Origin of the sequence: Aminobacter anthyllidis, assembly GCF_018555685.1 — a bacterium.
Taxonomy (GTDB): Bacteria; Pseudomonadota; Alphaproteobacteria; order Rhizobiales; family Rhizobiaceae; genus Aminobacter; species Aminobacter anthyllidis.
Genome location: NZ_JAFLWW010000002.1, coordinates 169,287 through 188,803, shown reverse-complemented (window position 1 = coordinate 188,803; position 19,517 = coordinate 169,287). Strand labels below are relative to the sequence as shown.

General features: G+C 63.3%; 20 protein-coding genes. 13 read left to right on the top strand and 7 right to left on the bottom strand.

The genetic code is table 11. From position 1 onward, the window contains the following. The first annotated feature begins 21 nt into the window (after positions 1-21). The 6 genes from fabG to gmk all read left to right on the top strand — a co-directional run bounded on the left by fabG (position 22) and on the right by gmk (position 5,404). Entirely contained in the window at positions 22-759 is a 738-nt protein-coding gene (fabG, locus tag J1C56_RS06060) for a 3-oxoacyl-[acyl-carrier-protein] reductase (protein ID WP_214387020.1), read from the top strand. A 197-nt stretch (positions 760-956) separates the two neighbouring features. Beyond that, a complete protein-coding gene (locus J1C56_RS06055; protein ID WP_055978681.1) occupies positions 957-1,193 on the top strand; it encodes an acyl carrier protein in 237 nt (78 codons plus the stop codon). A 29-nt stretch (positions 1,194-1,222) separates the two neighbouring features. Beyond that, positions 1,223-2,485: a beta-ketoacyl-ACP synthase II gene (fabF, locus tag J1C56_RS06050; protein WP_214387018.1), complete on the top strand. Its 1,263-nt coding sequence runs from the start codon at positions 1,223-1,225 to the stop codon at positions 2,483-2,485. A 107-nt stretch (positions 2,486-2,592) separates the two neighbouring features. Beyond that, complete coding sequence (mltG, locus tag J1C56_RS06045; protein ID WP_214387016.1) at positions 2,593-3,789, top strand: endolytic transglycosylase MltG; 1,197 nt, start codon at positions 2,593-2,595, stop codon at positions 3,787-3,789. A 64-nt stretch (positions 3,790-3,853) separates the two neighbouring features. Continuing rightward, positions 3,854-4,744: a YicC/YloC family endoribonuclease gene (locus J1C56_RS06040; RefSeq protein WP_214387014.1), complete on the top strand. Its 891-nt coding sequence runs from the start codon at positions 3,854-3,856 to the stop codon at positions 4,742-4,744. Positions 4,745-4,747: 3 nt separating this feature from the next. Beyond that, on the top strand, positions 4,748-5,404 hold the full coding sequence (gene gmk / locus J1C56_RS06035) for a guanylate kinase (RefSeq protein WP_214387012.1): 657 nt from the start codon (positions 4,748-4,750) through the stop codon (positions 5,402-5,404). Between the two features lie 66 nt (positions 5,405-5,470). On the opposite strand, the gene rsmA is transcribed toward gmk, so the two are convergent. The 6 genes from rsmA to lptF form a co-directional block, all read right to left on the bottom strand. After that, complete coding sequence (gene rsmA, locus J1C56_RS06030; RefSeq protein ID WP_214387010.1) at positions 5,471-6,307, bottom strand: 16S rRNA (adenine(1518)-N(6)/adenine(1519)-N(6))-dimethyltransferase RsmA; 837 nt, start codon at positions 6,305-6,307, stop codon at positions 5,471-5,473. A 2-nt stretch (positions 6,308-6,309) separates the two neighbouring features. Continuing rightward, a complete protein-coding gene (gene pdxA / locus J1C56_RS06025; protein WP_214387008.1) occupies positions 6,310-7,326 on the bottom strand; it encodes a 4-hydroxythreonine-4-phosphate dehydrogenase PdxA in 1,017 nt (338 codons plus the stop codon). Positions 7,327-7,329: 3 nt separating this feature from the next. Next, positions 7,330-8,265 (bottom strand): peptidylprolyl isomerase, encoded by a 936-nt coding sequence (locus J1C56_RS06020; protein WP_214387006.1) that lies wholly within the window; start codon positions 8,263-8,265, stop codon positions 7,330-7,332. Positions 8,266-8,383: 118 nt separating this feature from the next. Further along, positions 8,384-10,759 carry an LPS-assembly protein LptD gene (locus J1C56_RS06015; RefSeq protein ID WP_214387004.1) on the bottom strand — a complete coding sequence of 792 codons (2,376 nt, stop codon included), beginning with the start codon at positions 10,757-10,759 and terminating at the stop codon, positions 8,384-8,386. 12 nt (positions 10,760-10,771) lie between these two features. Beyond that, a complete protein-coding gene (lptG, locus tag J1C56_RS06010; RefSeq protein WP_214387002.1) occupies positions 10,772-11,860 on the bottom strand; it encodes an LPS export ABC transporter permease LptG in 1,089 nt (362 codons plus the stop codon). After that, positions 11,857-13,056 carry an LPS export ABC transporter permease LptF gene (gene lptF / locus J1C56_RS06005; RefSeq protein WP_214387000.1) on the bottom strand — a complete coding sequence of 400 codons (1,200 nt, stop codon included), beginning with the start codon at positions 13,054-13,056 and terminating at the stop codon, positions 11,857-11,859. Before lptF ends, lptG begins: the two co-directional genes overlap by 4 nt. 304 nt (positions 13,057-13,360) lie before the next feature. Here lptF and J1C56_RS06000 point away from each other — a divergent pair, with 304 nt between their 5' ends. Both J1C56_RS06000 and J1C56_RS05995 read left to right on the top strand, forming a co-directional pair. After that, the gene (locus J1C56_RS06000) at positions 13,361-14,857 is read left to right on the top strand and encodes a leucyl aminopeptidase (protein WP_214386998.1); all 1,497 of its coding nucleotides are present in this window, start codon (positions 13,361-13,363) and stop codon (positions 14,855-14,857) included. A 155-nt stretch (positions 14,858-15,012) separates the two neighbouring features. Continuing rightward, positions 15,013-15,462 carry a DNA polymerase III subunit chi gene (locus tag J1C56_RS05995; RefSeq protein WP_214386996.1) on the top strand — a complete coding sequence of 150 codons (450 nt, stop codon included), beginning with the start codon at positions 15,013-15,015 and terminating at the stop codon, positions 15,460-15,462. Positions 15,463-15,497: 35 nt separating this feature from the next. Here the strand turns inward: J1C56_RS05995 and J1C56_RS05990 are convergent, their stop codons facing one another. Continuing rightward, positions 15,498-15,980, bottom strand: coding sequence for a carboxymuconolactone decarboxylase family protein (locus J1C56_RS05990; RefSeq protein WP_214386994.1), 483 nt, complete (start codon positions 15,978-15,980; stop codon positions 15,498-15,500). Between the two features lie 91 nt (positions 15,981-16,071). Between J1C56_RS05990 and J1C56_RS05985 the strand changes: the two genes are divergently transcribed. From J1C56_RS05985 to J1C56_RS05965, 5 genes are all read left to right on the top strand, one after another. Beyond that, on the top strand, positions 16,072-16,743 hold the full coding sequence (locus tag J1C56_RS05985) for a TetR/AcrR family transcriptional regulator (RefSeq protein ID WP_214386992.1): 672 nt from the start codon (positions 16,072-16,074) through the stop codon (positions 16,741-16,743). Between the two features lie 68 nt (positions 16,744-16,811). Then, positions 16,812-17,432 carry a hypothetical protein gene (locus J1C56_RS05980; protein ID WP_214386991.1) on the top strand — a complete coding sequence of 207 codons (621 nt, stop codon included), beginning with the start codon at positions 16,812-16,814 and terminating at the stop codon, positions 17,430-17,432. Beyond that, entirely contained in the window at positions 17,429-18,289 is an 861-nt protein-coding gene (locus J1C56_RS05975; RefSeq protein WP_214386989.1) for a 23S rRNA (adenine(2030)-N(6))-methyltransferase RlmJ, read from the top strand. Before J1C56_RS05980 ends, J1C56_RS05975 begins: the two co-directional genes overlap by 4 nt. Positions 18,290-18,342: 53 nt before the next feature. Then, a complete protein-coding gene (locus J1C56_RS05970; RefSeq protein ID WP_214386987.1) occupies positions 18,343-18,786 on the top strand; it encodes a hypothetical protein in 444 nt (147 codons plus the stop codon). A gap of 18 nt (positions 18,787-18,804) precedes the next feature. Next, on the top strand, positions 18,805-19,503 hold the full coding sequence (locus J1C56_RS05965; RefSeq protein ID WP_214386985.1) for a ribonuclease T2 family protein: 699 nt from the start codon (positions 18,805-18,807) through the stop codon (positions 19,501-19,503). Positions 19,504-19,517: the final 14 nt, after the last annotated feature.

Sequence of the window (19,517 nt, the reverse complement as noted above, 5' to 3'; positions counted from 1 at the left end):
TTCTCTCAGAGGGATTGAAAAATGCTCGATCTGACCGGCCGCAAGGCACTCGTCACCGGCGCATCCGGGGGCATCGGCGAAGAGATCGCCCGCATCCTCCACAAGCAGGGCGCCATCGTTGGCCTGCACGGCACCCGCGTTGAAAAGCTCGAAGCCTTGGCCAATGAGCTCGGCGACCGCGTCAAGCTGTTTCCGGCCAATCTCGCCGACCGCGACGAGGTCAAGGCGCTGGGCCAGAAGGCCGAGGCCGATCTCGAAGGCGTCGACATTCTGGTCAACAATGCCGGTATCACCAAGGACGGCCTGTTCGTGCGCATGTCGGACGCCGACTGGGACAGCGTCATCGAGATCAACCTGACGGCGATGTTCCGCCTGACGCGCGAGCTGACGCATCCGATGATGCGCCGCCGCCATGGCCGCATCATCAACATCACCTCGATCGTTGGCGTCACCGGCAATCCCGGCCAGACCAACTACTGCGCGTCGAAGGCCGGCATGATCGGTTTCTCGAAGTCGCTGGCCCAGGAGATCGCGACCCGCAACATCACTGTCAACTGCGTGGCGCCCGGCTTCATCGAATCGGCGATGACCGAGAAGCTCAACGACAAGCAGAAAGAGACGATCATGGCCGCGATCCCGGCCAAGCGCATGGGCACCGGCAAGGAAGTTGCCTCCGCCGTCGCCTATCTCGCTTCGGACGAGGCGGCCTACGTCACCGGCCAGACGATCCATGTAAATGGCGGCATGGCAATGATCTGATTGGGCTGATAGGCCGGGATAACCGGCCGTTTTGCCTTGGACGCGGTGAAGTTTTCGTGTATTGCCGCGCTCCATCAGGTGGCCGGGCCGAGACCGGACCGCCACCCGAGCGCTTGGGAAAGCGTAGATTACAGCTTGATTAGCGGCATTCCGCCCGCTAACGAAGACCTAACAAACACCAGACTGAGGATGCCCACATGAGTGACACCGCAGAGCGCGTCAAGAAGATCGTCATCGAACATCTTGGCGTTGACGCCGACAAGGTGACTGAAGCTGCAAGCTTCATCGACGACCTGGGCGCGGACAGCCTCGACACGGTCGAGCTCGTTATGGCGTTCGAAGAAGAATTCGGCGTCGAGATCCCCGATGACGCGGCCGAGACCATCCTCACCGTTGGCGACGCTGTGAAGTACATCGACAAGGCTTCGGCCTGAGCGATCTTGAATTATCAGGGATGCCTGCGATGAGGCGTGTGGTCGTCACGGGCCTTGGCCTGCTTTCACCGTTCGGCATGGGCTACGAGCACGGCTGGAAAGAACTTCTTTCCGGCCGTAGCGCCGCAAGGCGCATCTCGGAGTTCGAGGTCGAAGATCTCCCCTGCAAGATTGCCAACGTCATCCCCCGGGGTGACGGCACTGCAAATACCTTCAATCCCGAAGCGTTCCTTGAGCCCAAGGAACTGCGCAAGATCGGCGACTTCATCCTGTACGGGATCGCGGCCGCCGACGAGGCATTGAAGGATTCGGGCTGGCAGCCCAAGACGCCGCAGGAGCAATATGCGACCGGCGTCATGATCGGCTCGGGCATCGGCGGCATCGACGGCATCGCCGAAAATGCGCTGATCCTCAAGGAACGCGGCCCCCGCCGCATCAGCCCCTTCTTCATTCCAGGCCAGATCATCAATCTGGTTTCGGGCCAGGTTTCGATCCGGCACGGGCTCAAGGGCCCCAACCATGCCGTGGTCACCGCCTGCTCGACCGGCGCGCACGCCATAGGCGACGCGGCCCGCCTGATCATGTTCGGCGATGCCGACGTGATGCTGGCCGGCGGTGCCGAAGCACCTGTCACCCGCCTGTCGCTCGCCGGCTTTGCCGCCTGCAAGGCACTGTCGACCGACCGCAACGACGAGCCCGAGAAGGCCTCGCGCCCTTATGACCGCGACCGCGATGGTTTCGTCATGGGCGAGGGTGCTGGCGTTGTCGTTCTCGAAGAGCTCGAGCACGCCAAGGCGCGTGGCGCAAAGATCTACGCCGAAGTCGTCGGCTATGGCTTGACCGGCGATGCCCATCACATCACGGCACCCGCCGAAGATGGCGATGGCGCCTTCCGCTGCATGACGGCCGCCCTCAAGCGCGCCAACCTGTCGCCTGCCGATATCGACTACATCAACGCCCATGGCACTTCGACCATGGCCGATACGATCGAACTGGGTGCTGTCGAGCGCCTCGTTGGCGATGCCGCCTCCAAGATCTCGATGTCGTCGACAAAGTCGTCGATCGGCCACCTCTTGGGTGCCGCCGGTGCTGCCGAGGCGATCTTCTCGATCCTCGCCATTCGCGACAACATCGTGCCGGCGACGATCAACCTCGACAATCCCGAGCGCGAGACCGCCATCGATCTCGTGCCTCACAAGCCGCGCGCCAAGCAGGTCGACGTCGCCTTGTCGAACTCCTTCGGCTTCGGCGGAACCAACGCATCGCTGGTCTTCCAGCGCTATAACGGCTGATCGCCTGTGGGTAGGGGGCCCTTTGAGGGCCCTTTGCCGTGATTTCTGCCACATTCGGGCCTAGTCTCCCGGCGGGGATTCGACGCAAGAGGGAGTGGCGAGGCAAGATGAGCATCAATACGCCAGATCAGGGGCAAGGCGCACAGCGCGCTGCAAATCCGATCGTTCCAAAGACCGCGCAGGAAGCGTTGCGGCCCGAAATCGGTACGCCGCCGCCCAAGCGTTCGCGCGCCTCGCGCAACCAGATCGTCGTGTTCATGAATTTCATGATGTCGACGGCGGTGCTGGTGGTCCTGGCCGGTGGTGCCGCACTTTATTTCGGCAAGCAGGAATTCAATGGCGAGGGTCCCTCGGCCGCCCCCACGACATTCCTGGTCAAGGAAAAGACTGGCGTGCAGGACATCGCCGACCAGCTCGAGCGACGTGGGTTGGTCAGCGATGCCCGCATCTTCCGCATGGGTGTCCGCGCCTATGGCAATGACGGCTCGCTGAAGGCCGGCGAATACGAGATCCAGGCCGGCGCTTCGATGCACGAGATCATGGAGCTGCTGAAGAGCGGCAAGTCAGTGCAATATTCGCTGACGATCCCGGAAGGACTGACCGTCGAGCAGGCGTGGAAGCGCATTGCCGAGCAGGAAGCACTGAGCGGCGACATGCCGGCAGAGATGCCCGCCGAGGGTGCGCTTGCCGCCGATACGCAGCGCTTTACGCGTGGCCTGACGCGCCAGCAGATCGTCAACAAGATGCTGGCTGACCAGAAGGAACTGGTCGAGACCATCTGGGCCCGGCGCTCGCCCGACCTGCCGCTTGCCGACGTCAACGAGTTCGTGACGCTGGCTTCGATCGTCGAGAAGGAAACGGCGCGCGGCGACGAGCGCTCGCGTGTCGCGGCCGTGTTCATCAACCGCCTCAACAAGGGCATGCGGCTGCAGTCGGATCCGACGATCATCTATGGCCTCTTCGGCGGCAAGGGTAAGCCCGCCGACCGGCCGATCTACCGTTCCGACATCGACAAGCCGACGCCCTACAACACCTATACCATCAAGGGTCTGCCGCCGACGCCGATCGCCAATCCTGGCAAGGCTTCGCTGGAGGCAGTGGCCAATCCGTCGAAGACCAAGGACCTCTACTTCGTTGCCGACGGTTCGGGCGGGCACGTCTTTGCCGAAACGCTGGACGAGCACAACGAAAATGTTGCTCGCTGGCGCGCCTTCCAGCGCAAGGTTGTCGAAGACGAGAAGGCGGCAGACGAGGTCGATCCGGCCAAGAAAGACGCAGCGACAACCAACGCCGTCAAGAAGTAAGAACAAGCCTCGCCTTGCGCCCAATTGGGGGGCGGGCACGCTGCAAACAGGGACGCGCTGCCAGATGAACCTGCAGAGCATGACAGGCTTCGCCCGCGTAGCCGCCGAGCACGACGGAACGGCGATCGCCTGGGAAGTGAAGTCGGTCAATGGCAAGAGCGTCGACGTGCGCCTGCGCCTGCCGCAGGGCTTCGAGCGGCTCGAGCCCGCGGTCAGGCAAGCCATCCAGAAGCGCTTTTCGCGCGGCAACGTGCAAGCGACGCTGACCGTCAACCGCACTGGTGGTGCGATGGTGCAGCCTGTGATCAACGAAGTGTTTCTGCGCGACGTGGCCGAACTCGCCACGCGCCTGGTCAAGCAATATGGCGCGGCACCCGCCAGTGCCGACGGGCTGCTTGGCCTGCGCGGCGTGTTTGACGTGCCCGAGGCTGTCGAGACGGAAGAGCAGCGGGCGGCGATCGACGCGGTGGTCATGAACGGCCTTGAAGCCGCCCTGGCTGGTCTCGTCGAGGCGCGCAAGGCCGAGGGCGAAGCTCTGCGGTCGTTGCTGTCGGATCACATCGCGGCCATCGAGACGCTGACTTTGCAGGCCGAGGCCGATCCGTCGCGCGAGCCGGCGCAGATCCGCCAGCGCCTTGCCGAACAGGTTCGCCTGCTGCTCGAGGCATCGCCTGCGCTCGACGAGGCGCGGCTCAACATGGAGGCGGCGTTCCTTGCCACCAAGGCCGATATCCGCGAGGAGATCGACCGGCTGAAGACGCACATCGCCTCGGGGCGGACGCTGCTTGCGGGCGGTGGTGCAATCGGCCGGAAGCTCGATTTTCTGGCGCAGGAATTCAACCGCGAATCGAATACTTTGTGTTCGAAGTCGAACGCCGCCGCAGTGACCGCCGTCGGGCTGGAACTGAAGGCCGTCGTCGACCAGTTTCGCGAGCAAGTTCAGAATCTGGAGTAGCGCATGAGCGCCGAGACCCCATCAATTACGATCAAGCGGCGCGGCTTGATGCTGGTATTGTCTTCGCCGTCGGGCGCGGGCAAGTCGACCATCTCGCGCAACCTGATCGAAACCGATCCGGAGCTGAAGCTGTCGGTCAGCGTCACCACCCGTCCGCGCCGTGGCAGCGAGATCGACGGCGCCCACTACCACTTCACCACCAAGCGCGAATTCGAGCTGCTGCGCGACAACGACGCGCTGCTCGAATGGGCCGAGGTCCACGGCAATTTCTACGCGACGCCGCGCGAGCCGGTGGAACTGGCGATGTCGCAGGGCCGCGACATGCTGTTCGACATCGACTGGCAGGGCGCAAAGCAGCTCAAGGAAAAGATGCGCGGCGACATCGTCTCGATCTTCATCCTGCCACCATCGATGGGCGAGTTGAAGGCTCGCCTCAAGCGCCGCGCCGAAGACCAGGACGCTGTGATCGAGACGCGGTTGAAGAATGCCCGTGACGAGATCGAGCACTGGGGCGAATACGACTATGTCGTGATCAATGAAGATCTCAACCGTGCCTTTGGCGAAGTGCGCGCGATCGTGGCGGCCGAGCGCCTGCGCCGCGACCGCCGGCCCGGCCTGTTCGATTTCGTTTCGAAATTGCTCGACGAGAAGACGTCGTAACTCTGAATCAGCCCGGAAAGCCTGTACGCCGGCGCTTATCAGCCGGCGTGACGTGCATGACGATCGTCAGACAGCTCTTGCCAGCGCGACGAATTCCTCGACGCTGAGCGTTTCGGCGCGGCGGGTCGGGTCGATGCCGACTGTTTCCAGAAGCTTTTCGCCGCCCATGCTTTTCAAGCTCTGGCGCAGCATCTTGCGGCGCTGGCCGAAGGCTGCCTCGGTAACCCGGCCAAGCACCTTCACATCGGCCGAAAGCGGCTCCCGGCGCGGTTCCAGATGGATGACCGACGAGGTTACCTTGGGCGGCGGCGTGAAAGCCTGCGCCGGCACGTCGAAGGCGATGCGCGCATCGGTGCGCCATCCCGCGAGAACGCCGAGCCGGCCAAAGGCCGAACTTGCCGGACGCGCCACGATGCGCTCGGCGACCTCACGCTGGAACATCAGCGTCAGCGACTGGTAGAATGGCGGCCAGGTCTCGACGGTCAGCCAGCGGACCAACAATTCGGTGCCGATGTTGTAGGGCAGGTTGGCGACGATCTTGACCGGCTGGCCAGCGGCGAGGCCTGCGAAATCGGTCTTCAGCGCATCGCCCCACACCACCTCGAGCCGTCCCGGATAGTGGTTGGAGACCTCGGCCAGAGCAGCCAGGCAGCGCTCGTCGCGCTCGATGGCGATGACACGCTTGGCACCATGCATGAGGAGCGCGCGCGTCAACCCGCCGGGGCCGGGGCCGACCTCGATGACGGTGACGCCGGAGAGGTCGCCCGCGGCGCGCGCCACCTTGCCGGTGAGATTTAGGTCGAGCAGGAAATTCTGGCCAAGCGCCTTCTTGGCCTGAAGGCCGTGACGTTCGATGACGTCGCGAAGCGGTGGCAGGCCGTCGATACTGGTGGCAGCGCTCATGGTCATTTGCCCTCGACGTCAGCAAGCTGCTGCGCCAGCTTGAGTGCGGCGATCAGGCTGTCGGGCCGGGCGATGCCCTTGCCCGCGATGTCGAAAGCGGTGCCGTGATCGGGCGATGTTCGGATGAAGGGCAACCCCAGCGTGACGTTGACCGTCTCGTCGAATGCAAGTGCCTTGGCGGGGATCAGCGCCTGATCGTGATACATGCAGATGGCCGCATCGTAGCCCGCGCGCGCCCGGGCGTGGAACATGGTGTCGGCGGGCAGGGGGCCGAAAGCATCGATGCCTTCCGCCTTGAGGAACTCGACGGCGGGACGGATGACGCGTTCGTCCTCGTGGCCCATGGCTCCGCCTTCACCGGCATGCGGATTGAGCCCCGACACGGCGATGCGCGGTTTGGGGATGCCGAAGCGGGTGCGCAGGTCATGCGCCGTGATGCGCACGGTTTCGACGATGGCTTCCGTCGTCAGCGCCTTGGGCACGTCTGATAGCGCAATGTGAATGGTAACCGGCACGGCGCGCAGCTCGGGCCCGGCTAGCATCATCACTGGAGTCGTGTCGACGCCGGTCCTGGCGGTCGCCAGATGGGCGAGATACTCGGTGTGGCCGGGAAAGCGGAAGCCGGCGTCGTAGAGCGGCTTCTTGGCGATCGGGCAGGTGACGACGGCGGCCGCGCGGCCTTCGAAGGTATCGGCGACGGCGCGGTCGATGGCCTCGATGATACCGGTGGCGTTGCGCTTGTCAGGCTGGCCTGGCGTGTCGGTCAGTGTGGCGGCGAGCGGAACCACGGGCAGGGCATTTGCGAAGGCTTCGGCCGCGCCGGCAGGATTGGTCTCGACGATGGCGACGTCGATACCCAGGGCGCGCGCACGCGCGGCAATCAGCTTCGGGTCGGCGAGGAGATAGAAGGGCGGCACGGCGGCCGCGCCACGCAGCCGCCAGGCGGCGACTGCTATTTCGGGACCAATGCCGGAGGGATCGCCTACAGTCAGCGCCAGCGGCACGCTATGGGCAGCCACGGCCTAGCGGGTGACGATGCGAGCCTTGGCCCGCAGTTCTTCGAGATACTTCTTGTTGAGTTCGTCGGCCTTTGCGTCGCCCTGCTTGCCCGCACCCTCGGCCTGGAAGACCATCTGGGCGACCTTGTCGTCGGAGACCTCGCGCGAGCTGCAGACGCCGATGAACTCGACGCCGCGATCGGTTTCGCGAACCGGTGTTGCGCCTCCGACCTTGAGCTTCTTGATCTCCTCCGCCCATTCCGGCGGCAATTGAGGGGCGATGACCCGGCCGAGGTCGCGCACGGTGACGTCGAGCAGGCCCTTGGCGAATTCACGCGTCTGTTCGCAGCCATTGAAGCGGCCGCGCATGGCATCCGCCTCGCGCTTGCGCTTGCCGATCGACCCGCGCTCGGAGGCGGGCACGACGAAGATCACCTGCTGCAGCATGTACTCGGTCGCGCTTGGCTTGGCGCCGCCCTGCTGCAGCATGCGGCGGACGGCATCCTGTTCGCTGGAGCCACCACCACCGCCTTCGCCCGAGCGGAAGCGGGCGCCGAGCGCCTGGTTCCAGCCCATCTGGGCGCGGATGTAGTCCTTGAAGTGGCTGGCCGTCACGCCGGCCTGGCCCAGGATCTGGTCCATCTGCGCGGGCTTGAGCTTGTTGGAGCCGGCGAAGCGCGCATAGGCGTCCTCGACCTGCTTGTCGGAAACGCGGATGTTGAGCCGCTTCATCTCCGCCACGCGCAACGTCTGCTCGATCATTTCCTGGCCGGCATCGCCCTTGCGCTTCTGCAGCTTGAGGAAAGCCGCCCGGCGCTGGATGTCGTAGCTGGTGATCGGCACATCGTTGACGATGTACTTGATTTCACTGGCCTGGGCCGGAGGCGCGTAGGCGGTGATCGAAAGCGACGTCGCCGCCACGAGCAGGGCCAGACCTGCTGAAAAGAGGTGCTTGCGCATAAGAATAAGTCCCGTTCAAACCCCAGATCCGGACATTGCCCGGATACGTGCCCCGTCATTGGCCGCGTTATGCGGCAAAACGATGTCAGGCCGCCCCCGCCGCCGTTCGGTCGCTGCCTTAGAAGGCGCTCGTCGCGTTGCCGAAGTCGCCGATCGTACGGAACGAGATGTTGAAGCCGACGGTGCGCGAGACATCGTCCGGCTTATTGTGATCGCGGCTTTCGGAATAGGACATCATGTAGGTGAAGCACTCGTCGTCATAAGCGAAGCCGAGGCCATTCTTGACGAGCAGGTCACCCTTGATGTCGTAGGTGCCGGAGCCGAACACGCGCCACTCGTCGTTGAAGCGTGCCGTGGCACCGAGCGTGACTTCGTGACGATCGTCGGCAAAGCCGTAGAGTGGCTGGGCCTGGATGTAGGCATAGCGCGCTGAGACAGCAAGCGGACGCGCATCCAGGCCGACCTTCATCTCGGCGCGGCGAACATCGAAGGTGCGCTCGTCGAAACGGCCGCTGACCGAGGCCGAGAAGCCGTTCGGGCTGGCGATGCCGGCCAGGGCCACGTAGTCGGACGTATCGGTCTCTAGCCCAGAATAAGCGCCGGCATTGACGAGATCAGGCGCGGCAAACGAGTTGTCGCCGGCAAGATGATACGACTGGCCGACAAGCGCGTTGGTGGTCCAGCCGTTGTTGTAGCTGCCGGAATAGCGCAGGCCGAGATTGGCGCGGGTGCCGCCTTCCATGCGGTCGTAGCCGGAGAACTTGTCGCGCTCGAACAGCGAGGCCGCGTCGAAGACGAAGCTCTGTGCATCCTCGTTCGGGATGCCGAGCCCGCTGATGTGGCTTTCGCTCGGGCGGGCAAAGACCTGAGCCATCGGCTCGAGCACATGGGTCGAGCTTGTCGACGAGAACAGCACCGGCCAGCGCAGCTCAAGGCCGAGGGTGGCCATGTAGCGGAACAGTGACGAGCGCACGTCGTCGGCAACGTTGATCCGCGGATCTGCCGCCATGTTGTCGATGGCGGTAAGCGAGGCGGCTGACGCATCGACATAGCTGCTGTCTGCGCGGAAGGCGAGCAGGGGCGTTACCAGCAGGCCGCCATCGGTGATGATGGTCCGTTTCCACTCGGCTTCGGCGGTGATGCGGCTCGATGTGCCTTCGATACCGTGAACGGTCGGGCCGTTCGCCGCTGCAAGGCCCGCATCCAGATCCGAACGCTGGATGACGCGTGCGTTGAGGTCGACCGAGAGCTCGCCTCCGGCCACCGGCGTGTCGGGGATATAGGCGTAGTCGAGCGACGGCAGCACCCAGGGCTGCTTGTCGGCGCGCGCATTCGGATCGCTGTCGAGCGCTTCTTCCTGGACCTGGAAGCGCATGGCGCGCAGGTCGAAATAGTTCCGGTCGTTGAGGCCGGTCAGGTAGACCTCCGAGCGGTGCGTGCTGTCGGAGAATCCGTTGATGCCATAGGTGCGCGAAAAATTCTTGTCCGTCTGGGCAAGGATGTTCCAGCCAAAGGCCCAGCGCGGATTGAGGTCGAAATGACCCTTCGTGCCGACCATGCCGCGCAGCTTGTTTTCGTCGCCGGCCGGCCCACGGTCGACGGTATTGGCATCGAACTTGTCCGGATTCATCTGGTAGATGCCGGCCATCTTCAGGCTGTATTCGCCATTGTTGAAGCGCTGGCGCCATTCGGCCTCGCCCAGGAACCCCTGGCGGGTGTAGCCGGTGCCCTTGACGGTGAGGTCATAGGTTGGCGAGAGGGCGAAGTAATACGGGATCGACACGCCGACGCCGAGCTCGCTCTTGTAGCTGACGCCGGGCATCAGGAAGCCGCTCTTGCGCTTGACCGTCGGGTCGGCAATCTCGAAGGCCGGCAGGAAGGCGATCGGGAAGCCGAAAAACTCGAAATTCGAGTTTTCGAATCGCACCGTCTTCTTCTGGCCGTTCCAGATGATCTTCTGCGCCTTGACGCGCCAGATCGGCGCCTTGTCGGGCTTCTGCTCGCAAGGCTCGCAGGCGGTGTAGACGCCGTTGTTGAACGTCGTCAGGAAGCCGCCTTCGCGCTTGGCGCTTTCGGCGGCGAAATAGGTCTTGTCGACGGTCTCGATGCGCAGCGTGTTGACGAAGCCGTCGGCGAAGTCGTCGGTGATGTCGATCTCTTGCGAGAAGATCTTGGTGCCGTCCGAATTGACGACCTCGACATTGCCGCTGGCGACCAGCCGCGACGTCTTGCGGTCATAGGTGACGCGCTGGGCGACGAGACGGTTGCCGGCATAGTCGATCTGCACGCCGCCCACCGCTGTCACGGTGCTGGCGTCGTTGTCATAGACGAGCGTGTCCGCCTCGAGCAGCATCTGCGAGCCTTCGGGCACGCTGAGTGCGAGGTCCGCGACAGTCTGTGCGAAAGCAGGAGCGGACGGCAGCGCGACCGCAAACAGGCACGCGAGCGCAGTCGCACCCAAAAGGCCTGCCATATGGGCCCTGCGGTTGGCCATTGCGCCCCTCACCTAACCGTCCTCTTTGTAGAGCAGGAAAGTCACCCCGAAAAACATTGCGACGACTACTGGAAACCACGCCGCAATATAAGTCGGCACGAATCCCGCATTGCCAAATGCTTTGACCAGAACCGAAACGACATAAAGCAGAAAGCCGGCGACGACGCCACCCAAAATCATCGTTGCAGACTGCCCCATACGTGCAAATCGCATCGACACTGTTGCAGCAATGAGAGTCATTGCAACCAAAAGGAACGGAAGGGCGACAAGTGAATGAAATTGCATGGCGAATGCGTTGGCCCTGAGGCCGAAGGAACGCGCCACTTCGATCTTTGAAGGCAGCTCGAAGAACGGAATCGTTTCCGGCCGAGCCAGCCGTTCCTGGACGAATTCAGGCTTCAGATTGGTTGGCACCTGATCGACCGGCTGCGAGGTGAAATTCTGGCTGCCCTTCATGCTGCGGACGTTGACCAGTTCCCAGTGGCCGTCACGCAGATAAGCGCGCTCGGCGTCCTTGCGCTCGACCATGTCGCCATTGGCGTCGAAGATGAAAAACACTGCGTCCGACAGTTCGAGGCCCTGATTGAGCACGGCCCGGGCGCCGATGATGACTTCGGTGCCCTCGGCCTTCTGGCGCAGCCAAGGTGCCGAAAACGCCGAAACTGAATTCGACTGGCGCGAGCGCAGCTCGGACTCGATCGTTTCCGAGTGCGAGAAGCCATAGGCTGCGATCGGGTTGAGGATGCCGACCGTGACCAGGCCGAAAAGCAGCGCGCCGACGCAGCATGGCACCAGGAACTGCCAGGCCGAGATGCCGGCGGCGCGCGCGATGACGAGTTCATAGCGCCGGTTGAGCGAAACCAGCGTCGCCATGGCGCTGAACAGGGCAACGAACGGCACCGTCTGCTGCATGATCATCGGCACGCGAAGTGCTGAAACAGTCATCGCGATCGAGAACTTGAAGCCCGGCAGGCCGCCGACATTGCTGGAGAATTCGGTGACGTCGATGATGAAGATCAGCGCGTAGATGCCGATGAAGAACCACGTCGTGATGACGGCGTAGCGGACGAGGAAATAGCGGCCAAGCGTCCAGCCCATCATGCCGCTCCCTGGCCGGAGGCGCGGCCGGTAAGCCGTTGGCGCAGCGCCGCGAAGCCGTCGCGAACCCGCGCTGCCGTCGCTGCCATGCGGTCGGCGACCGAAACAGGCAATTCCATGGTGCGGTGGCTGCGGATGAACCAGAGGGCAAACAGCGAGGCGCCGATGGGAATGGCGTAGACGACGTAGCCGATCCAGGCCGCGGCTTCGGCCTTGCTGTTGGCGAAGAAACCGAGCCAGCGGAAGAACAGCGCGATCGTCACCGTCGTCACCAGCGGATGGATGCGTGCCTCGCGGTGGGACCGCGCATCGCCGGCAACCGCGAGCGCGATGAAGGCGAAAGCGATCGAATAGAGCCAGTCGGAGAAGCGGCGGTTGAGCTCGGCGTCGAACAGGCGCGGGTTGCGCTGGTAGAACTTGTCGTCGTGCTGCGGCTGCATCAGGTAGGACGTCGAGCGGTCTTTCGGCTGCATGGTGACTTCGTTGGCTGCAGCGGAAAATTCACTGAGATCAAAGGCATAGGAATCGAAGCTGATCACTGACACCTCGCCGCCGGGCGCCTTGCGGTGGATGACGCCTTCGTTCATCACCAGCATCTGCTTCTTGTTGCGTTCGATGAACGAGCCGTCCTTGGCGTAATAGACGAGATCGATATTGGGCTCGCGCGAATCGGCAACGAAGATGCCGCCCAGACCGCCATTTGGAAGGCGTTCGGCGACCTGCACGAACAGGCCTTCGTCGACCTTGCGGAACGTGCCTTCCTGGATGATCAGCGACAAAAGGTCGGCGCGTGAGGTGGCGATCAGTTCGCGGTTGCGCTGGCGCGCCATCGGATTGGCGACGTTGTCGACGACGAACGAAAACAGGCTGGCGCAGATGGCCAGGATGAGGATCGGCCGAATGACGGTGAGCCGCGAGGCGCCTGCGGCGTTGAGGATCACCAGTTCGGAGTCGCTGTTCATCGTGCTCAGCGTCAACGCCACGGCAATGATGACGGCGAAGGGCACGACGATGGGAATGACCGTTGGCAGGATCAGGGCTGCGACCTCGAAGAAGGTCAGTGCCGACTGGCCACTGTCGGTGACAAGGTCGATTCGACCGAGCACCTGGGTGGTCCAGACGATCGCCAAAGTCCACGTCAACGCCGCGATGAAAACCGCGAACGTACGACGCAGGATATAGCGCTCAACAACCTTCATCGATGATCAGGATTCCGTGTTTCCGACTTGGCCGGCCGACAGGATGCCGCGTGGCCGGTGGGTGTCTAAGGTATATTCCAAGGCAAGCCGGCACAACTGCCCGTCACGCCGTCAACACTGTCTCCCGCGCTTCGGAGTCTCGTTCCTAATGGCTAAGAAACGCCGAAGAGAGGTGGTTAACGCAAGGTTTCCCACCGCTTTTCACTTTTAGCCATAGCTAGTCAAGATGACGGGAGGCTTGCCAAACTTGTGAAAACGACGAAATGTCGCGCACCATCTGAACGGGATCCGAAAGCAGGATATCATGACTTCTAAGCCGTCGATCAGTTTCGCCAAGCCGGGCACGCCGAAAAAGGGCAGCGTCGTTGTCTTCTCCGCCGACGATGGCGGGCTGAGCGATGCGGCGCGTGCCAACGATCCGGCCAAGGCGCTCGATCGGGCATTTCCGGTGGCCGACTTCAACGGCAAGTTCGGCGGCGTTGTCGAGGTGCTGGCGCCTGAAGGCACGACGGTCGACCGGCTTGTCGCCATCGGCACAGGCAAGACCACGGCACTTGACGAATATGCCTGGCTGAAGCTTGGCGGTGTGGTTGCGGCGCAGCTGCGCAAGGCAACCGAAGTGGCCGTGATCCTCGACATTCCAGGCGTGAAAGTAGATGGCGCCGCCGCGGCAGGCGTTGCCGCCGGCATCCTGCTGAGGAGCTACAACTTCGACAAGTACAAGACCAAGAAGGACAATGGCGACGGCAAGGACGACGACAAGAAGCCGGCCAAGATCACCATCCATTGCGCCGATCCGGCTGCTGCCAAGAAAGCCTTTGCGGACGCCGAGGCTGTCGTCGGCGGCGTCTTGCTTGCTCGCGACCTTGTCAACGAGCCGGCCAACATCCTCGGCCCGGTCGAGTTCGCCGCCCAGGCCAAGGAACTCGAGAAACTCGGCGTGAAGGTCGAGATCCTGACCGAGAAGGAAATGAAGAAGCTCGGCATGGGCTCGCTGCTCGGCGTCGCCCAGGGCTCGGTGCGTCCGCCGCGCCTCGCGATCATGCAGTGGAACGGCGGCAAGGCCAAGGACAAGCCGGTTGCCTTCGTCGGCAAGGGCGTGGTCTTCGATTCGGGTGGCGTGTCGATCAAGCCGGCCGCCGGCATGGAAGACATGAAGGGGGACATGGGCGGTGCTGCCGCCGTCACCGGGCTGATGCACGCGCTCGCCGCGCGCAAAGCCAAGGTCAACGTTGTCGGTATCATTGGCCTTGTCGAAAACATGGTCGACGGCAATGCTCAGCGTCCCGGCGACATCGTCACCTCGATGTCGGGCCAGACGATCGAAGTGCTCAACACCGACGCCGAAGGCCGCCTCGTACTTGCCGACGCGCTCTGGTACTGCAACCAGCGTTTCGAGCCGAAGTTCATGGTCAATCTGGCGACGCTGACTGGCGCGATCATGGTGGCACTTGGCCAAAGCCACGCCGGCCTGTTCTCCAACAACGATGAACTGGCCGAGCGCCTGACGTCGTCTGGTACGGCAACCCAGGAGAAGCTGTGGCGCATGCCGCTCGGCTCGGAATACGACAAGCTGATCGATTCCAAGAATGCCGACATGAAGAACATCGGCGGCCGCTATGGTGGCTCGATCACCGCGGCACAGTTCCTGCAGCGCTTCGTCAAGGAAACGCCCTGGGCGCATCTCGACATCGCCGGCACCGCGATGGGCTCGCCGAGCAACGAGATCAACCAGTCCTGGGGCTCGGGCTACGGCGTGCGGCTGCTCGACAGGCTGGTGCGCGACCACTACGAGGGGTAAGGCTGGATAAATCCGCCCCGGCGGCCATCTGAAGCAGTTTTCTCCGCTCCTGATCTCACGGACCACATGTCCGCTGCGCTCCGGTTCTCGAAAACCACTCCATATGGCGCGCCGGGCCGAATTTCTCCACGCCTTCCCGGGACAGCAACTGAACTATGGCCGAAGTCCTTTTCTACCACCTGACCGAATCGACCCTTGAGGATGCCTTGCCGGGCCTGCTCGAGCGCAGCCTGCAGCGGGGGTGGAAGGCAGTGGTCCAGACCGGCAGCGAAGAGCGCCGTGACGCGCTCGACCAGCATCTGTGGACCTTCCGGGACGATTCGTTCCTTGCCCATGGCAGCGACCGCGAAGCCCATGCCGCCGAGCAGCCGGTGGTACTGACGGTGACCGAAGCCAATCCCAACGCCGCCGAGATCCGCTTCCTCGTCGACGGCGCGGTACCGCCCGACATCGCGCCCTACCAGCGGGCGGTGTTCCTGTTCGACGGCCATGACGCGGCACAGCTTGAAGGGGCGAGGGAGCACTGGAAGACGATGAAGACTGCCGGCCACGAGGTGACCTACTGGCAGCAGACGCCCGACCGGCGCTGGGAGCGCAAGGCCTAGAGGCGCGGCCCGCACGAGCCGCGCCTTGGCATCAGCTACTTGGCAGCGCTCATCTCGCCGCCAAGCTCTTTCTTGAACGTTTCAAAGTCGACCTGCATGCCGTTGAAGACGGTGCTCCAGTGGCGGGTCAGCGCCGCCATGGCGACGGCTTCCTGGATTTCCTGGTCGGTGGCACCCGCCTGTTTGGCGCTCTGCGTATCGGCCCAAATGCAATAGGTGCAAGGGATCTGCGCTGCGACGGCGAGCGAGATCAGCGCCTTGGTCTTGGGCGGCAGGGCGGTCTTGTCGCTGAACTCGAGTGCCTTGAGCTCGGACCATGCGCCCGGCAGGCCGGACTTGGGGAACTGCTTGATGAAGCTCGGCACGCCGCCCATCGACTTCTCGATGTCCTGGATGGTTGCGTCATAGTCGTCGGCATGAGCGGGCAAGGGCATGAATGCGAGCGTGGCTGAACAGGCTGCGGCGCCGGCCAGGACCGTCAGTGTGCGGCGGAACGAGGCGAGGGCGGATGGATGCATTGGCACGACTTCCTCCTCTGGATCATTTTTCCCTTACGGTGTAAGGTATGCAAATTGATGATCCTTACAGTGTAAGTTGTCAAGCGAGGCCATGGAAAAGGCGATCAACAAAAAGCGAGCGAAGCTGTCGCGCGACATGATCGAAACAGCCGCTTTCGAGGTGATCGAGCGCGAGGGACTGGTAGGCTTCTCGATGCGCAAGCTGGCTCAGGCGCTCGGCTGCGAGGCGATGAGCATCTATCACCACTATCCGTCGCAGGCGCATCTGTTCGAAGCGCTTGTCGAGAGGCTGATCTGCGAACTCGAGATTCCGCCCCACGACCTGCCGTGGCGACACCGTGCCAAGGCTGTCGTCAGCGACTATCGCGCCATGGCGCGTGCGCACCCCGCCTTTGCGCCCTTTCTCGTGACCTATCGCATGAACTCGCCAAAATGCCTGAAGTGGCTGGATGGGGTCATCGGCCTGTTCGAGGACGGCGGCTTCGGCAAGGAGCGCTCGGCGCGGATGTTCAGGGCGCTCGGATATTATCTGATGGGCGCGATCCTCGACGAGACGGCGGGATATGCCAGGGGACCGTCGGCGGTGACGACCGTCGATGACGAGCAGCTGCGCCGCGAGTTTCCCTATGTGGCGGCTGCTGGCACTTATTTCTCGACGGGCGAGTTCGACAAGACCTTCGAGATGGGCCTCGACATGCTGCTCGACGAAATGGAGCGGGAAGTTGCCGGCAGTGGCAGGCCGACACTTTCCGCCGCGCGGTAAAAGCCGTAGTACGGCAAACGTCTTCTGATCCCGCCAACGGACATTTCCGGCACAGAGTTTCGAGCGCCATGCGGTTCCTGTTTCTTCTCATCCTGCTCGGGGGCACTGGCCTCGGCATCGTCTACCCCTGGGCGACGACCAATTTCACCGGACACGAGATCGGCACCTATCGCGCCTATGATCGCACCGGTGGCTTTCGCCCGGTCGAGGTAGCCTTGGTGACGGCTGACGCGCCGGTGCGCGTGCTTGTCGACCTGACGACGCTGGCACCGCCAGTGGTCAAGCCGGCGAGTGCGGTGTTGACCATTACTGCCTCGACACGCGGCGAAACCGTGCTGGCCGAGGCGCTGAATTTCTATGACACGACGCCGCGCGAGCGCAGCCCGCAACTGCCCGATCCGATCTTCCGCGACGACGCCGGGCTGATCCGCGACGTGCAGCCGGGAACCTATCGCTTCGTCATCGAGCAGGGCGACGCCGACAACATCCAAATCCAGAGCGTCGACCTCATCCTGCGCTCCGGCGGCGGCGAGGCAGATGCGCGTGCCCAGCCGATCGGGCTGTCGCTGATGGCGGTGGGCTTCATCGGCCTGGTGCTGTCGCTGCGGCGCGGCAAGGGCGGTCGCCCCGATAATCCCAATTCGCAACCGCCGGCACCGCGCTGGGGCAGGGATGCAGACAAGTCATGAACTATCGCCACGCCTATCATGCCGGAAATTTCGCCGACGTGGTCAAGCACGCTGTGCTTGCCCGGCTCGTCGAATATCTCAAGCGCAAGGACAAGGCGTTCCGCGTCATCGATACGCATGCCGGTATCGGCCTCTACGACCTGTCGTCGGAAGCTGCGCGGAAGACGGGCGAATGGCATGACGGCATCGGCCGGCTGATCGACGCGCAATTGCCTGTCGATGCGGCCGAATTGCTTGAGCCTTATCTCGATGCCGTGCGCGCGGTGAACGCCGAAGGCGGCATCGAACGTTACCCCGGTTCTCCTGTCATCGCCCGGCATCTGCTGCGCAAGCAGGATCGCCTGTCGGCGATCGAACTGCATCCCGAGGATGCGAAAACGTTGGCCAGCGTGTTCGAAGGCGATTTCCAGACCCGCGTCACCGAGCTCGACGGCTGGCTGGCGCTGGGCGCGCATCTGCCGCCCAAGGAAAAGCGCGGGCTGGTGCTTGTCGATCCGCCATTCGAGGTCAGCGGCGAGTTCGACCGGCTGGTCGACGGGTTGAAGAAGGCGCACAAGCGTTGGCCCGGCGGCATCTTCGCATTGTGGTATCCGGTCAAGGACCGCAAGGCGGTGGCCGCGTTCCGCGACGACCTTGCCGACGCCGGCATTCCCAAGATCATGGACATCGAGTTCTACATCCGGCCGCCATCGGCTGAGCCGCGGCTCGACGGCACTGGCATGGTGGTGGTCAACCCGCCTTATCAGCTGGAAAGCGAGCTGCGCATCATGCTGCCGGTGCTGAGCAAGGTCCTCGCCGAGAGCGCTGGCGCGCGCTGGTCGGTCGAGTGGCTGGCAGGCGAAGCTGCGGCTTCTTGACCGGAGCGCGGCGAAACCGCAAACTGCGTTGCACAAGCCTTGGAGTGGGAACCATGAGTCGCGTCGCCAGCACCATCTTTGCCGCAATGATTGGCCTCGGAGCGGCCGGACTGGGCGCAGGCTCTGCGCAGGCAGCCGATCTTTCCGTCGGCAGCGATTATTCCGACCCGGGTATCTGCGGCAACGCCTCGGTGCTCAATCGCATCACCAGCCGGTTCAGCTATCAGGTTCGCCATGTGCCGAACCTGCCGCAGGTCGCCATCACCGACTTCCAGCGCATCCATGAACACCGCTATCTGCCGGCCGATGAGAACCATCCGATCGGCCGCCGTTATTGCGGCGCGACAGTGGTTCTCTCCGATGGCGCTGACCGCGACATCTGGTACCTGATCGAGGAAGGCATGGGCTTTGCCTCGATCGGCGACAATGTCGAGTTCTGTGTTTCCGGCTTCGACCGCTGGTACGTCTACAACGGACGTTGCCGCGTCCTGCGCTGAGGCGACTGGCCTTCAACGATGAAAATGGCGGCTCGGGCATTCGCGGCGGTCGCATTGCTCGCCCTTTCCGCTTGTGCACCGTCCGAAGACAAAGCGAGCGAAACCAAGGCGGCGCCTGCGGCTGAAGCAGCGGTGCCGCGTGGCGAAGGCTTTGACTTCTACGTCCTGGCTCTGTCGTGGTCGCCGAGTTATTGCGAGGCCGAGGGCGAGCAGGCCAACGGCCAGCAATGCCGCGCCGGCCGCCCCTATGCGTTCGTCGTTCATGGCCTGTGGCCGCAATATGAGCGCGGTTTTCCCGAGAGCTGCCCGACCAACAACAGCGACGTTTCGAGCGACAGGCTGCGCAGCCTCTACGACCTGATGCCGTCGGCTGGCCTGATCCGCCATCAATGGCGCAAGCATGGCACCTGCACAGGGCTCAGCCAGGACGACTATTTCAAGGTGCTGCGGGTTGCGCGCGAGAAGGTCGAAATTCCTCAGGAATTCAAGCGCCTCGATAGCTACAGCACCCTGCCGCCTGATCAGGCCGAGCACGCCTTCCTGCAGTCCAATCCCACAATGTCAGCCGATTCGGTCGCGGTTACCTGCGACCGGCGCTACCTGCGCGAGGTGCGCATTTGCATGAGCAAGGATCTCGAGTTCCGTGCCTGTCCAGAGATCGATCGCCGCAGCTGCCGGCTCGACAAGGTGGTGATGCCGCCAGTGCGTGGCCGCTGATACTGCCTACCCTT

Excerpts from the sequence above, each read along its gene's own strand:
- fabF (WP_214387018.1), top strand. The coding sequence starts at position 1,223 with ATGAGGCGTGTGGTCGTCACGGGCCTTGGCCTGCTTTCACCGTTCGGC.
- J1C56_RS05990 (WP_214386994.1), bottom strand. The coding sequence starts at position 15,980 with ATGCATCCATCCGCCCTCGCCTCGTTCCGCCGCACACTGACGGTCCTG.
- lptG (WP_214387002.1), bottom strand. The coding sequence starts at position 11,860 with ATGATGGGCTGGACGCTTGGCCGCTATTTCCTCGTCCGCTACGCCGTC.
- J1C56_RS05965 (WP_214386985.1), top strand. The coding sequence starts at position 18,805 with ATGAAAATGGCGGCTCGGGCATTCGCGGCGGTCGCATTGCTCGCCCTT.
- J1C56_RS05975 (WP_214386989.1), top strand. The coding sequence starts at position 17,429 with ATGAACTATCGCCACGCCTATCATGCCGGAAATTTCGCCGACGTGGTC.
- J1C56_RS06040 (WP_214387014.1), top strand. The coding sequence starts at position 3,854 with ATGAACCTGCAGAGCATGACAGGCTTCGCCCGCGTAGCCGCCGAGCAC.
- J1C56_RS06055 (WP_055978681.1), top strand. The coding sequence starts at position 957 with ATGAGTGACACCGCAGAGCGCGTCAAGAAGATCGTCATCGAACATCTT.
- gmk (WP_214387012.1), top strand. The coding sequence starts at position 4,748 with ATGAGCGCCGAGACCCCATCAATTACGATCAAGCGGCGCGGCTTGATG.
- J1C56_RS05970 (WP_214386987.1), top strand. The coding sequence starts at position 18,343 with ATGAGTCGCGTCGCCAGCACCATCTTTGCCGCAATGATTGGCCTCGGA.
- J1C56_RS06000 (WP_214386998.1), top strand. The coding sequence starts at position 13,361 with ATGACTTCTAAGCCGTCGATCAGTTTCGCCAAGCCGGGCACGCCGAAA.
- fabG (WP_214387020.1), top strand. The coding sequence starts at position 22 with ATGCTCGATCTGACCGGCCGCAAGGCACTCGTCACCGGCGCATCCGGG.
- rsmA (WP_214387010.1), bottom strand. The coding sequence starts at position 6,307 with ATGAGCGCTGCCACCAGTATCGACGGCCTGCCACCGCTTCGCGACGTC.
- J1C56_RS05985 (WP_214386992.1), top strand. The coding sequence starts at position 16,072 with ATGGAAAAGGCGATCAACAAAAAGCGAGCGAAGCTGTCGCGCGACATG.
- mltG (WP_214387016.1), top strand. The coding sequence starts at position 2,593 with ATGAGCATCAATACGCCAGATCAGGGGCAAGGCGCACAGCGCGCTGCA.
- J1C56_RS05980 (WP_214386991.1), top strand. The coding sequence starts at position 16,812 with ATGCGGTTCCTGTTTCTTCTCATCCTGCTCGGGGGCACTGGCCTCGGC.
- lptF (WP_214387000.1), bottom strand. The coding sequence starts at position 13,056 with ATGAAGGTTGTTGAGCGCTATATCCTGCGTCGTACGTTCGCGGTTTTC.
- J1C56_RS06015 (WP_214387004.1), bottom strand. The coding sequence starts at position 10,759 with ATGGCCAACCGCAGGGCCCATATGGCAGGCCTTTTGGGTGCGACTGCG.
- J1C56_RS05995 (WP_214386996.1), top strand. The coding sequence starts at position 15,013 with ATGGCCGAAGTCCTTTTCTACCACCTGACCGAATCGACCCTTGAGGAT.
- J1C56_RS06020 (WP_214387006.1), bottom strand. The coding sequence starts at position 8,265 with ATGCGCAAGCACCTCTTTTCAGCAGGTCTGGCCCTGCTCGTGGCGGCG.